This window comes from Actinoplanes sp. TBRC 11911 (assembly GCF_012933445.1).
Lineage (GTDB): Bacteria > Actinomycetota > Actinomycetes > Mycobacteriales > Micromonosporaceae > Actinoplanes.
The window spans coordinates 83,820-96,913 of sequence record NZ_JABBNC010000008.1; the positions used below are offsets into that span (position 1 = coordinate 83,820).

10 protein-coding genes and 1 pseudogene are annotated in these 13,094 nt (G+C 69.5%); 5 read left to right on the forward strand and 6 right to left on the reverse strand.

Features of this window, described 5'->3' with window-relative positions; genetic code table 11:
• Nucleotides 1–257: 257 nt before the first annotated feature.
• Both HH310_RS14055 and HH310_RS14060 read left to right on the forward strand, forming a co-directional pair.
• Nucleotides 258–1,937 carry an MFS transporter gene (locus HH310_RS14055; RefSeq protein ID WP_312034060.1) on the forward strand — a complete coding sequence of 560 codons (1,680 nt, stop codon included), beginning with the start codon at nt 258–260 and terminating at the stop codon, nt 1,935–1,937.
• A gap of 74 nt (nt 1,938–2,011) precedes the next feature.
• Nucleotides 2,012–2,389 (forward strand): DUF1304 domain-containing protein, encoded by a 378-nt coding sequence (locus tag HH310_RS14060; RefSeq protein ID WP_169175966.1) that lies wholly within the window; start codon nt 2,012–2,014, stop codon nt 2,387–2,389.
• Here HH310_RS14060 and HH310_RS14065 read toward each other — a convergent pair.
• On the reverse strand, nt 2,382–3,209 hold the full coding sequence (locus HH310_RS14065) for a uracil-DNA glycosylase family protein (RefSeq protein WP_169175967.1): 828 nt from the start codon (nt 3,207–3,209) through the stop codon (nt 2,382–2,384). The two genes, HH310_RS14060 and HH310_RS14065, sit on opposite strands and share 8 nt — an antisense overlap.
• A gap of 89 nt (nt 3,210–3,298) precedes the next feature.
• Between HH310_RS14065 and HH310_RS14070 the strand changes: the two genes are divergently transcribed.
• A complete protein-coding gene (locus HH310_RS14070) occupies nt 3,299–4,717 on the forward strand; it encodes an amidohydrolase family protein (protein ID WP_169175968.1) in 1,419 nt (472 codons plus the stop codon).
• A 696-nt stretch (nt 4,718–5,413) separates the two neighbouring features.
• On the opposite strand, the gene HH310_RS14075 is transcribed toward HH310_RS14070, so the two are convergent.
• The 4 genes from HH310_RS14075 to HH310_RS14090 form a co-directional block, all read right to left on the reverse strand.
• Nucleotides 5,414–6,673, reverse strand: coding sequence for an aspartate aminotransferase family protein (locus HH310_RS14075; RefSeq protein WP_169175969.1), 1,260 nt, complete (start codon nt 6,671–6,673; stop codon nt 5,414–5,416).
• Nucleotides 6,674–6,748: 75 nt separating this feature from the next.
• Nucleotides 6,749–9,016: a catalase/peroxidase HPI gene (gene katG, locus HH310_RS14080; RefSeq protein WP_396027518.1), complete on the reverse strand. Its 2,268-nt coding sequence runs from the start codon at nt 9,014–9,016 to the stop codon at nt 6,749–6,751.
• Nucleotides 8,910–9,368, reverse strand: a complete 459-nt coding sequence (locus tag HH310_RS14085) for a Fur family transcriptional regulator (RefSeq protein ID WP_312034061.1) — start codon at nt 9,366–9,368, stop codon at nt 8,910–8,912. Before HH310_RS14085 ends, katG begins: the two co-directional genes overlap by 107 nt.
• Nucleotides 9,369–9,973: 605 nt before the next feature.
• Nucleotides 9,974–10,828: an aldo/keto reductase gene (locus HH310_RS14090; RefSeq protein ID WP_169175971.1), complete on the reverse strand. Its 855-nt coding sequence runs from the start codon at nt 10,826–10,828 to the stop codon at nt 9,974–9,976.
• Nucleotides 10,829–10,924: 96 nt separating this feature from the next.
• Here HH310_RS14090 and HH310_RS43810 point away from each other — a divergent pair.
• Nucleotides 10,925–11,652, forward strand: a pseudogene (locus HH310_RS43810) (hypothetical protein); the annotation flags it as partial.
• Nucleotides 11,653–11,710: 58 nt separating this feature from the next.
• Complete coding sequence (locus tag HH310_RS14105; protein ID WP_169175974.1) at nt 11,711–12,649, forward strand: NmrA/HSCARG family protein; 939 nt, start codon at nt 11,711–11,713, stop codon at nt 12,647–12,649.
• On the opposite strand, the gene HH310_RS14110 is transcribed toward HH310_RS14105, so the two are convergent.
• The gene (locus HH310_RS14110) at nt 12,636–13,082 is read right to left on the reverse strand and encodes a MarR family winged helix-turn-helix transcriptional regulator (RefSeq protein WP_169175975.1); all 447 of its coding nucleotides are present in this window, start codon (nt 13,080–13,082) and stop codon (nt 12,636–12,638) included. The genes HH310_RS14105 and HH310_RS14110 overlap by 14 nt on opposite strands.
• Nucleotides 13,083–13,094 lie beyond the last annotated feature (12 nt).

The window sequence follows — 13,094 nt, forward strand, 5'->3', positions numbered from 1 at the left end:
GCAAACAAGCAAACACCCGCCGGTACGCCCGGGCCCAGTCCCAGCCAAAACCGGTACCGCCAATACCCCCCATCCGGCCGGTCCTCCGATGTAAACGGTCGGCGGCCGGAGCGGACATGGCGGGCGTCACACGGTCCTCATCTCTTCAGTTCAAGCTTATCAGTCTACGTTTACTACATGGAGATCGAGAACACGGCCGCCGCGCTGCAGATCGCGGTGGGGCGGCTGGCCCGGCGGTTACGGCAGACGCGACAGCTGTGACCGCGACACTCACCGACACCACGCACGACGACCGGTACAAGTGGGTGGCGCTGTCCAACACCACTCTCGGCGTGCTGATGGCCACCATCGACGCCTCCATCGTGATCATCTCGCTGCCGGCCATCTTCCGCGGCATCGGGCTGGACCCGCTGGCGCCGGGCAACATCGGCTACCTGCTGTGGATGATCATGGGCTATCTGCTCGTGTCCGCGGTCCTGGTGGTGGCCCTCGGGCGCCTCGGCGACATCTTCGGCCGCGTGCGGCTGTACAACCTGGGCTTCCTGATCTTCTCGATCGCGTCCGTGGCACTGTCCGTCGATCCGTTCCACGCCCAGAGGGCCGCCCTGTGGCTGATCGGCTGGCGCATCGTGCAGGCGTTCGGCGGCGCGATGCTGACCGCGAACTCGGCCGCGATCCTCACCGACGCGTTCCCCGCCCGCCAGCGCGGCATGGCGCTCGGAATCAACCAGATCACCGCGCTCGCCGGGCAGTTCCTCGGCCTGCTGCTGGGCGGCGTGCTCGCCGCTGTCGACTGGCGATTGGTGTTCTGGGTCAACGTGCCGATCGGCATCGTCGGCACCATCTGGTCGTACCGCAGCCTGCGCGAGACCGGCGTACGCCACCGCGCCCCGATCGACTGGGCCGGCAACGTGACCTTCGCGGCCGGTACGGCGCTGGTGCTGGCCGCCATGACGTACGGGATCCAGCCGTACGGCGGGCACCCGACCGGCTGGACCAACCCGAAGGTGCTCGGCGGCATCGTCCTCGGGATCCTGCTGCTGATCGCGTTCGTCGTCATCGAGGCCCGCAGCGCCCATCCGATGTTCCGGCTGGCCCTGTTCCGCATCCGCGCCTTCGCGGCCGGCAACCTCGCGGCGCTGCTCATCGCGGTCGCCCGCGGCGGGCTGCAGTTCATGCTCATCATCTGGCTGCAGGGCATCTGGCTGCCGCTGCACGGCTACAACTTCGAGGACACCCCGCTGTGGGCCGGCATCTTCATGCTGCCGCTCACCGCCGGATTCCTGATCGCGGGGCCGATCAGCGGCTATTTCTCGGACCGGTACGGCGCGCGGGTGTTCTCCACGACCGGGCTGCTGCTGCTGGCGCTGTCGTTCGCCGGCCTGCTGGTCATCCCGGTGGACTTCCACTACTGGATGTTCGCGGGGCTGCTGCTGCTCAGCGGGCTCGGGCAGGGCATGTTCTCGGCGCCGAACACATCGTCCATCATGGGCAGTGTGCCGGCCGACCAGCGTGGCGTCGCCTCCGGCATGCGGTCCACCTTCCAGAACGCGGGCACGTCGCTGTCCATCGGGGTGTTCTTCGCGCTGATGGTGGCCGGCCTCGCCGGTTCGCTGCCGGCGACGCTCTCGACCGGCCTGACCGGGCAGGGCGTGCCGCACGACGTCGCCGCGTCGATCGCGTCCCTGCCGCCGGTGAGCACGCTGTTCGCCGCGTTCCTGGGCAGCAACCCGGTCGCGCATCTGGTGGGCGACAAGGTGCTCGGCACGCTGCCCCCGCACAACGTCGCCACGCTCACCGGTCACGAGTTCTTCCCGAACCTCATCGCCCAGCCCTTCCACAACGGGCTGATGGTGGTCTTCGGCACCGCGATCGCGATGAGCCTGCTGGCCGCGCTGGCCTCGGTGCTGCGGGGCCGGCCGTCCCGGGATCGCTGAGGCAGCTGGAGCACACCACGATGGCGAAGCCTCGACTGCTCGGCACGGGGCCACCCTCGTGCACAATCTCGATCATGACTTATGTCGGGCAGGTCGCCGCGCTGATCGCCGCGCTCATCCACGTCTACATCTTTGTGATCGAGGCGGTGCTGTTCGGCCGGCCGGACGTGCAGGCCAGGACGTTCCGGGTGCCGCCGGAGGATCTGGCGGCCGCCCGGCCGTGGGCGTTCAACCAAGGGTTCTACAACCTGTTCCTCGCGGTGGGCGCGGTCGCCGGGGTGATCGTGCTGCACGCCGGCAGCCGGGATGCCGGGCTGGCCCTGGTGGGGCTCGCCTGTGGCTGCATGCTCGGCGCGGCGTTGGTGCTGGTCGCCGCCAACCCGAAGCTGGTGCGGTCCGCGGCGGTTCAGGGGGCGGCGCCGCTGATCGCGCTCGTCTTCGTTTTCATGTGAGGGGTGGCCACGTCCGGGCGGCCGACGGGATCGTCACGGTGATCGTGGCGCGTTTGAGCTGTGCGTCGGTGCCGGTGCGCCGGGCCCAGCCGTCCAAGGACGTCCACCACGACGGGCTTCCGGCCGGGAGGTCGGCCACCGGGATGGCCTGCAGGTCGCCGTCCTGCCAGGTGTCGCCGTAGAGGCGCTCCGGCACCGGCTCGTCCGGCTCGACATGCGCGCGCAGGTCGGGCAGGTGCTTGTTCCAGTCCTGCAGCAGGTTCGCGGTGGCGTCGGCCAGCGTGACGCCGCCCGCGGCCGAGGCGCTCTCCGGGAAGGTGGGATGCCGGATCGCGGCCAGATGCAGCCGGGCGGCCGCGGCCGGCTGCGTGTCCGCCCAGTCCCGGTAGGCGGTCTTGGCCAGCGTGCCGAGCGCGATCACCGCGGTCACCGTCTCCGGGAGCAGGAGGGCGTCGAGCCAGCGGTGCCGGTACGCGGCGATGGCCGGGTCGTGCGTGTGCCGGGTGCCGCCGCCCTGACCGAACACGCTGAACACGAACGTGTTCACCATGGTGTAGCTCGACGTGATGCCGAGCCGGGCGAGCAGTCCCTGCACGCGTTGCCCGGCCTCGCCGACCAGGATGCGGCGGGTGATGGTCTCATGGGTGGCCGGGTCCTGGCCGAGGACCAGCACCCGGGCCGTGCCGTCGAGCCGGCCGCGGTGGAAGATCGGTCCCCATTCGACGCGGAAGTCGCGCGGTGGGTAGACGTCCGGGCCGGGATAGCCGGACGCGAGGCTCCGGAAGGGTTCCCGGTCGTAGCCGGGACAGAATGGATGCATCAGTCATGCCTAGCCGGTCTCCGGCGGCCGTCGTGTCGGCCGGGTGACACCCCGGCGGAAAAGGCCCGACCAGCCGATACGCTCGGACGATGGCCATGGACGGCGCTCGTTTGTTCGGTCGGGCCTACCGGCGCGGCGTGCTCGACGCACTCCCGCCACCGCGCCGGTCGGTCGAGGGCTTCCGCATGCGCCGGGGCTCGCGCGGGCTGACCGCGGCGGCCGCGGCGGGCGAGGCGTTCGCCTTACGCGGTGCGGTCATCACCCCGGACGCCGCGTTCGACGACGGCTTCGTGGTGGTGCACGGCGACACCATCGCCGAGGTGCGCCGGGACGCGCCGGCCGGCGTCGCGACCGTGCTCGACACCGGCGGCGTCATCCTGCCCGGGCTCATCGACCTGCACGGCCATCCCGAGTTCAACGTCTTCGCCGCGTGGGAGCCGCCGCGCCGGTTCGGCAACCGATACCAGTGGCGGTCCAGCGACATCTACCGCAAGCTCGTCCGCGACCCGCAGAACAAGCTGCTGACCGAGGTGCCCGCGCACACCCAGCTGCGGTACGCGGAGATCCGGGCGCTGACCGGCGGGGTCACCGCGATCCAGGGTGCCACCGGCGCGACGCGTCAGGAGCCGCTGGTCCGCAACGTGGACCTGTTCGTCCTCGGCCGGCAGGTGGCCCGCGCCATGATCGACCTGCCGTCCTCGAAGAACAGCCGCGACTTCCCCCGGCTGCAGCGGATCCTGACCGGCCTCGGGACCGGTGACATCAAAGCCTTCTACCTGCATCTGTGCGAGGGCGTCCGCGGCGACAAGCGCAGCACGAGCGAGTTCGAGCGCTTCCTGTCGTTCGGCGCGGCGGTCCCCGGCACCGTGCTCATCCACGCCAGCGCCTGCGACGCCGACCAGATCCGCCAGCTCGCCGCGGCCGGCTGCAAACTGGTCTGGTCCCCACAATCCAATTTGCGCCTGTACGCCGATACGACGCTCGCCGCCGAGGCGTTGCGCGCGGGCATGCCGGTGGCCCTGGGCGCCGACTGGCTGCCGTCCGGTTCCACCAGCCTGCTCGCCGAGATGAAGGTCGCCCGCCGTGAGCTGGCGCGGCAAGGGTTCCCGCTCGCCGCCGCCGATCTGGTCCGCATGGTGACCGCGGGCGCGGCCGAGGTCGCCGGGCTCGCCGACGATCTGGGCAGCCTGCTTCCCGGCCGGCCCGCGGACATCCTCGTCCTGGAACGGCACCACCCCGACCCGTACGAGAATGTCGCTCTTGCCGATCCGTCGTGGGTCGAGCTGGTGCTGATCGGCGGTGACCTTTCCTACGCGCGTACGGACTGGTATCGAGATCTTGCCCTGGCCGGCGGCGCCGCGACGGTGGAAAGCGTGCGCGCGTGGGGCAAGGAGATGACCCTCGACACCGGCTTCCGATCCACGCCGCAGCAGCCGTCGCCCTCGTTGTCCGCCATCCGGGGCCTGCTCACCGCCGCCTATCCGCCGGTGGGCCCGATCTACGCCTGACCGCGTCCGCTGGCTGCCCCTCGACGGTCGGTGTCTGTCGCCCGGTCCGGGTCCGGGAGGCGGTCGGCGCAATGGCTAGAAGCGCCATGCCCTCAAATCCCGTCGATCATATCCGATATTTCGGGTTATCGGCGTAGCCTGGATGGGCCGATGCACCGTCGGGCTGAGCGAGTGACCCCGGGCGCTCCCATCTTGTGGGACCAGCGACCGCATACTGAGACAGGCGACCAAGTCCTGGACCCAGCTTCCGCAATGTGAGACCCGCGTCCATTATGGAGTGAGTTTTGCCCGGTGATGCGGCCTTTGCGCGGCAGGCTTTCCCGGCCAGACGTGAACCTTGGAGAGTTATGGCTCGTATGTGGGCACAACTCTCCAAGGTCCGCGAAAAGCCCACGATGTGGCTGCGATGTCCCACCCAGCGGGAAGGGCGATCTCCGTGGCCGCGGAGGTCTCAAGCCGCGCATCCATCTACGCCGCCGTCGGCAGCGCCTGGGCTCCACGCGACCAGGCGATCTTCCGTGGCGGGGCAATCTTCGCGGCCACGGCAATCTCAAGCCGCGCACATCCCCGCGGCCACGGCAATCTCAAGCCGCGCACCCGCCTAAGTCGCCGTCGGCAACGACTGCGCGCCGCGCAACCAAAGCGATCTTCCGTCGCGGCGCGATCTCCGGCGGTTTCAAGCCGCGCATCCTCCGTCTACGTCGCGGTCTCCAGGGCCTGGGCGAGGAGGTCGAGGCCCTCGGTGAGCTCCTCGCGGGTGGCGGTCAGGGGCGGCGCGATGCGGAAGACGCCGACCATGCCCGGCAGCTGGACGACGTTCATGTGCAGGCCGAGCTCGAGGCAGCGGCGGGTCACGGCGGCGCCCGCGGCGTCGGAGACCAGTTCCAGGCCGACCAGCAGACCACGGCCGCGGACGTCGGTGATGACGTCGTGGCGGGACGCGAGGTCGATCAGGCCGTCGCGCAGGAAGGCGCCCGACTCGGCCGCGCGGGCGTCGAGCTTGTCGCGTTCGAGAACGTCGAGGACGGTGTTGCCCACCGCGGCGACCAGCGGGTCGGAGACGTGCGTGGTGAAGAACAGGTAGCCGAGCTCGTGCGCCCGCTCCTCGATCTCGGCGGAGGTCACGACAGCGGCCAGCGGCAGCCCGGCGCCGAGCGTCTTGGACAGGGTCAGGATGTCGGGGACGACGCCGTCGCGTTCGAACGCGTACCAGGTTCCGGTACGGCACAGCCCGGTCTGCGCCTCGTCGAGGATCAGCAGCATCCCACGTTCGCGGCACTTCGCCGACAGCGCCGCCAGGTAGCCCTCCGGCAGGTCGAGCACGCCGCCGGAGCTCAGGATCGGCTCGACGATGCAGGCGGCCAGGCTGCCGGCGGACTGCGCGTCGATCAGCTCGAACGCGAGGTCGAGCGGCCGCCGCCAGTCCGGCTGCTCCGGCTCGTCGTAGCGGCGTACCGGCGGGACCGGAATCGCGAAGTTGCCCGGCGACGTGGGACCGTACCCTTTGCGGCCCGAGCTGTAGGTGGCGGCCGCCGCAGCCTGGGTCATGCCGTGCCACGAGCGCGCGAACGACACGATCTCATGCTTGCCGGTGACCAGCTTCGCCATCCGGATCGCCGCCTCGTTCGACTCCGCGCCGGTGGTCAGCAGCAGCACCTTGGTGAGCGGCTCCGGCAGCGTTCCGGCCAGCCGCCGCGCCAGGTCGACGACCGCCGGGCTGAGCATGCCGCTGAACAGGTGGTCGAGCGTCGCCGCCTGCCGCCGGATCGTCGCGACGACCTCCGGGTGCGAGTGGCCGAGGATCCCGCTCATCTGCCCCGACGTGAAGTCGAGCAGCCGCCGGCCCGACTCGGTGAACACGTAGCTGCCCTCGGCCCGCACGATCATCTCGGGCGTGAAGCGCCCGGCACCGGAGTACCGGACCATGTGCTGCTCGACATCCTCCCAGAAGCCCATGCGTTCACGTTAGTGACGAGAAGGACGGACGCCGTGCGAACCGGGGGGCGGCTCGCACGGCGTGTCTCTTCTGGGTTACTCAGAAAGGTCGAAGCGGTCCAGGTTCATGACCTTGACCCAGGCGGCGGCGAAGTCACGGGCGAACTTCTCCCCGGCGTCGTCGCTCGCGTAGACCTCGGCGACCGCGCGCAGCACCGAGTTGGAACCGAAGATCAGGTCGTTGCGGGTGGCGGTCCACTTGACCTCGCCGCTCGCGTCGTCGCGACCCTCGAACAGCTCCTCCTCGTCGGTGGTCGGCGTCCACGTCGTGCCGAACTCGAGAAGGTTGACGAAGAAGTCGTTGGTCAGCGTGCCCGGCCGGTCGGTGAGGACACCGTTCGGCGAGTGAGCGGTGTTCGCGTCGAGCGCCCGCAGGCCACCGACCAGCACGGCCATCTCGGGGGCGCTCAGCGTCAGCAGCTGCGCCCGCTCGACCAGCAGCTGCTCGGTCGGCCGCCGCTGGCCCTTCGCGATGTAGTTACGGAAGCCGTCGAAGGTGGGCTCCAGCACCGCGAACGACTCGACGTCGGTGAGCTCCTGCGACGCGTCGGTGCGGCCCGGGGTGAACGGCACCTCGATGGCGAAGCCGGCGTCCTTCGCCGCCTTCTCGACCGCGGCGGAACCGGCCAGCACGATCACGTCGGCCAGCGAGACCGGCTTGCCGAACTCCAGCCGGATCCGCTCCAGCGTGGTCAGCACCTTGTCGAGCTGCGCCGGGTCGTTGACCTGCCAGCCCTTCTGCGGCTCGAGCCGGATGCGCGCGCCGTTGGCGCCACCGCGCTTGTCGGTGCCACGGAACGTCGACGCCGACGCCCACGCGGTCGCGACCAGCTCGGCGACGGTCAGGCCGGAGCCGAGCACCTTCTCCTTGAGCGCGGCGATGTCCGCGGCGCCGATCGGCTCGTGCGTGGCCGCGGGCACCGGGTCCTGCCAGATGAGCTGCTCGGCCGGGACCAGCGCGCCCAGGTACCGCGGGCGCGGGCCCATGTCGCGGTGGGTCAGCTTGAACCAGGCGCGGGCGAACGCGTCGGCGAACTCCTGCGGGTTCTGGTAGAAGCGGCGCGAGATCTCCTCGTAGATCGGGTCGACGCGCAGCGCGAGGTCGGTGGTGAGCATCATCGGCGCGTGCCGCTTGGCCGGGTCGTGCGCGTCCGGCACCTGGCCGGCGGCGGCCGGGTCGGTCGGCTCCCACTGCTTGGCACCCGCCGGGCTGGTGGTCTGCTGCCACTCGAAGCTGAACAGGTTCTCGAAGAAGCCGTTGTCCCAGGCGATCGGGTTGGACGTCCAGGCGCCCTCGAGACCGCTGGTGATGGCGTCGCCGCCGGAACCCGTGCCGTGGTCGTTCTTCCAGCCCAGGCCCATCTCCTGGATCGGGGCGCCCTCGGGCTCGGGGCCGACGTGGCGGTCCGGGCTGGCCGCGCCGTGCGCCTTGCCGAAGGTGTGGCCGCCGGCGATGAGCGCCACGGTCTCCTCGTCGTTCATCGCCATCTGGCCGAACGTGTCGCGGATGTCGCGGGCCGCGGCGAGCGCGTCCGGGTTGCCGTTCGGGCCCTCCGGGTTGACGTAGATCAGGCCCATCTGGACCGCGCCGTACGGCTTGTCGAGCTTGCGGTCACCGGTGTAGCGCTTGTCGCCCAGCCAGGTGTCCTCGGTGCCCCAGTTGATCTCCTCGGGCTCGAACGCGTCCTCGCGGCCGCCCGCGTACCCGAAGGTCTTGAAGCCCATCGTCTCCAGCGCGCGGTTGCCGGCCAGGATGAACAGGTCGGCCCAGGAGATGCGCTTGCCGTACTTCTTCTTGACCGGCCACAGCAGGCGGCGGGCCTTGTCCAGGCTGGCGTTGTCCGGCCAGCTGTTCAGCGGGGCGAACCGCTGGTCGCCGGAGCCGGCGCCGCCGCGGCCGTCGCTGATCCGGTACGTACCGGCGCTGTGCCAGGCCATCCGGATGAACAGCGGAGCGTACGTGCCGTAGTCGGCGGGCCACCAGGCCTGCGAATTCGTCATGACCGCGTCGATGTCGGCGGACACCGCGGCAAGGTCGAGCGACTCGAACTCCTTGGCGTAGTCGAAGCCGGAGTCCATCGGGTTGCCCGCCGCCGGGTTCTGGTGCAGGACCGACACGTCGAGCTGGTTGGGCCACCAGTCCTTGTTCGACTGCGGCTTGGGCGGGAGCGCCGGAGCCCCGTTGGACATGAAGCCGTCATTGTCGGGTGCCACGTGAGTCTTCTCCTTGGGATTCAGTTGCGATGCAGTCGGGGCAGAGCCCCCAGAAAACGACCTCGGCCTCGTCGATCGCGTACCCGTGATCGTCCGAGGCGTGCAGGCATGGGGCGTCGCCGGTCGCGCAGTCCACATCGACGACCGCGCCGCACGAACGGCAGACCAGATGGTGGTGGTTGTCACCGACCCGCGACTCGTACCGCGGCACCGAACCGGCCGGCTCGATGGATCGGACGAGGCGGGCGGCGGTCAACGCGCGGAGCACGTCGTAGACGGCCTGGGTGGAGACGTCGCCGATGTCCTCGCGCACGAACCGGATGATCGAGTCGGTGTCGGCATGCGGGTGCTCGTGGACCGCGGCCAGGACCGCCAGCCGCGGACGCGTCACGCGGAGGGCGGCTTGCCGAAGTTTGGCCTCGGCGTCCAGGGCGGTTCGCACTCGGGCAAGTGTGCCACTTTTCTGGAACGAGTCAAGAAAAGGATCGGGGCCGGTGCGTCGCGTCTCAGCATCTGGGACGGCGGGGGGCTGACCAGGCCCTACCGAAGGTGATCACCGCGAATACCGGTTCTGCAAACGCCAGGATCTGCGACCGGTTCACTTTCGGTGAGCCAATTCACGGTCGAGCGCGCTATTCCGGGCGACAAATCCGATGCCGCTTATCCGGTGCACTGCATCGACGGAGGTCGCAGCAATGATTGAGCGGGCGAAGCATGCCCGGCGAGAAACCGCAGGCCTGGGAGCATGTCCAGCTTTCAGACATCGACCCCGGCCGGGGTGATCGCACCACCGTCGTGATCGATGACTACGGCCTAGCCGTCGTTTAGTTCCAAGTTGCGACGGTCCTCACAAAGCCTTGGAATGCCGGGGTGGCGAGCGTCAAATGGTGACCGGGCAGGGGGAAAGGGTTTGGTATTCCGAACCTTTTTTGGCCGGTGGTGTGCCGGGGGGCAACACAACGCCGGCCCCGTGCTTCGCCTACCGGCCGACCGGTTCCCTTACGCCATGGGGGGATCATTCGGCCGGTAGGCGAAGCGCCTTTTTCCTCAGTTACCGGCGGAGAGCGCGGCCACCTCGGCCGCCGTCAGCTTGATGGCCGCCGCCTTCGTGTTCTCCTCGACGTGCGCGACCGAGCCGGTGCCCGGGATCGGGAGGATCGCCGGCGAGCGCGCCAGCATCCACGCCAGCACGATCTGATGCGGCGTGGCCTCGTACTTCTGGGCCAGGTCCTGGATCGCCGGGTTGCCCTCGACGTTCGAGATCGGCGCCCACGGAATGAACGCGATCTGCTCCTGCTCGCAGAGATCCACGATGGACTCCGACTGGCGGTCGTCGATGTTGAAGCGGTTCTGGATCGACACGATCGGGGTGATTCGCTGCGCGATCCGGAGCTGCTCCTCGGTGAAGTTGGAGACACCGATGTGCCGGATCTTGCCCTGCTCCTTGAATTCGAGCAGCGTCCCGATGGAATCCTCCAGCGGAACGTTCTCGTCCGGCGCGTGCAGCTGGTAGAGCGGGATCTGCTCCATCCGCAGCTTGCGCAGGCTGCCCTCGAGCACCTCGCGGAGGTGCTCCGGGCGCCCGTCCTCCGGCCAGCGCACGAAGGGCCCCGGCCTTAATTTGCCGCCCTTGGTGGCGATGATCAGGTCTTCCGGGTACGGGTGCAGGGCCTCGGCGATCAGGATCTCACTGACATCCGGGCCGTACGAGTCGGCGGTGTCGATGAAGTTGACCCCCATCTCGACCGCGCGCCGCAGTGTCGCTTTAGCCTCTTCCCGATCTTTGGGATAGCCCCAGATCCCGTCGCCGGTGATCCGCATGGCGCCGAACCCGAGCCGGTTGACCGTCAGATCGCCACCGAGATCGATGGTGCCCGCGGCGGCTGCCACATTTTCGCTCAACGTACTGCTCCCTAGGTGCTTGCCTGCACAACAGTTGAGAGGCTACGCCGTTCCACCCCGGTCGCATCTTGTGATGCTCTTGACTCTGCCCCTGGGGCAAGGCCCAGCGTGGTGCTGCGACGGCTCGGCATGCCGCTCGCGTCGATCCGGACGGTGTGCGCGCTGCCACCCTCCGAAGCGGCCGAGGCGGTCACCGCGTACTGGCAGCAGGTCACCGCCGAGACGGCGGAACGGGCGCGGCTGGCCACCTTCCTCGTTTCCGATCTGTCCGGAAGGGACACCAGCATGGCCACACTTCAGGTACGTTTCGCCGCGGCCGCCGAGATCGGTTCGGTACGCAAGACCAACCAGGACGTCGCGTACGCCAGTGAGTCGCTGTTCGCGGTGGCGGACGGCGGCGGCTGACAGCACTGTCCCGCGACGACGGCCGGCTGACCCTGGTGCACATCGGCGACACCCGGGCGTATCTGCTGCGCGACGGCGACCTGACCACGCTCACCCGGGACCACACCTGGGTTCGCCGGGAGGTCGACGCCGGCCGCCTCTCCCCCGCCGAGGCCGCGGCGCACCCGCGGCGGGCCGTGCTCACCCACGCCCTGGGCGGCGGCGACGTGGCGGCCGACCTGTCGGTGCGCACCGCCGCGGCCGGCGACCGATATCTGTTGTGCTCGGACGGCCTGTACGCGGTCGTCGGCCAGGACGCGCTGCGGTCCGTGCTCGGCGACGCGGAGACGCCCGAGGACGCCGTCCAGCGGCTGGTGACGGCCGCCACCGAGGCGGGCGCGCCGGACAACATCGCCTGTGTCGTGGCCGACTTCCGGTGACCAAGTTAATAGTCACTGAACTTGATAGTCACTAATTGGTGACTATATCGTTCGGGGCATGACTGAGCGGAAGATCATCTCTGTTTTGGGTGCCACCGGAGTGCAGGGCGGCTCGGTGGTGCGCGCCCTGCTCGCCGACGGCGAGTTCGCCGTCCGGGCCATCACCCGGGCGGCGGACTCGGCCAAGGACCTCGCGGATCTCGGCGCCGAGATCGTCGTCGCCGACCTCTACGACACCGGGAGCCTGCGCCGGGTGTTCGACGGCGCGTACGGCATCTACATGGTCACGCCGTTCTTCAACCACCTGTCGCCGGCGAAGGAGCTCGAGGAGGTCCGCAACCTCATCGCCGCCGCGAAGGAGACCGGCCCGCGGCACGTGATCTGGTCGACGCTGGAGGACAGCCGCGAGGACATCCCGGACGACTACCACCGGCTGCCCAAGTTCGACGACGGCTACAACGTCCCGCACTTCGACGTGAAGGGTGGCGTGGCCGACCGGCTCTTCGCCGAGTCCGGGCTACCGACGACCTACCTGCGGCTGTCCAACTACTTCTCGAACCTGCTGCTGTTCGACCCGCCGATCCGCAAGGCGGACGGGAGCATCATCGTGCCGCTGCCGATCGGCGACGCGACCATGTCCAGCATGGCTCCCGAGGACGTCGGCAAGGCGGTCGCCGCCATCTTCCGACGCCCCGCCGAGACCATCGGGCACACCCTCGGGCTCAGCGGCCAGTACCTCACCGGCAAGGACATCGCCGAGGCGTTCAGCGAGGTCCTCGGCGTCCCGGTCACCTACGAGCCGCTGTCCCACGACGAGTACCGCAAGCTGGACTTCGCGTCGGCCAAGGAGATGGGCAACATGTTCCAGTACTACGCCGACTTCGCCCATAAGATCCTGCCCCGGCGCGATCGTGAGCTCACCCGCTCGCTGGTGCCGAACCCGATCACCCTCAAGGAGTACCTCACCCGGCACCGCGCCGACATCAAGATCGGCTGACGGTGGTCGCCCGCGCCTGCCGGTAGTCGCGGGCGACCTCCTCGAACACCGCGCGGAACTCGGCGAACCGATCCGCGCCCACCTTCCGGGCGAACCGCCGCTCGATGTCCGCGATGATCCGCCCGGCCTCGGTGATCTCGTCGCGGCCGCGCTCGGTCGGCACGATGAGCTTGGCCCGCCGGTCCGCCGGATCGGGCTGCCGCGTCACATACCCCAGGTGCTCCAGCTCGTCGATCAGCGTGCCGATCACCTGCTTGTGCTGACCCGAACGCTCGGACAGCTCGCTGGCCCGGGTGCCGGTCAGCGCCAGATAGGCCATGACGGCGCCGTGCCGCGGCCGGAGCCCCTCGTGCCCCAGCTGGGCCAGCCGGGTGAACAGTTCCCGCTGAAACCCGTCCAGCAGCTGCGCGGCAAGCACCCCCAGGTCAGTCATGCGTCGATGTTA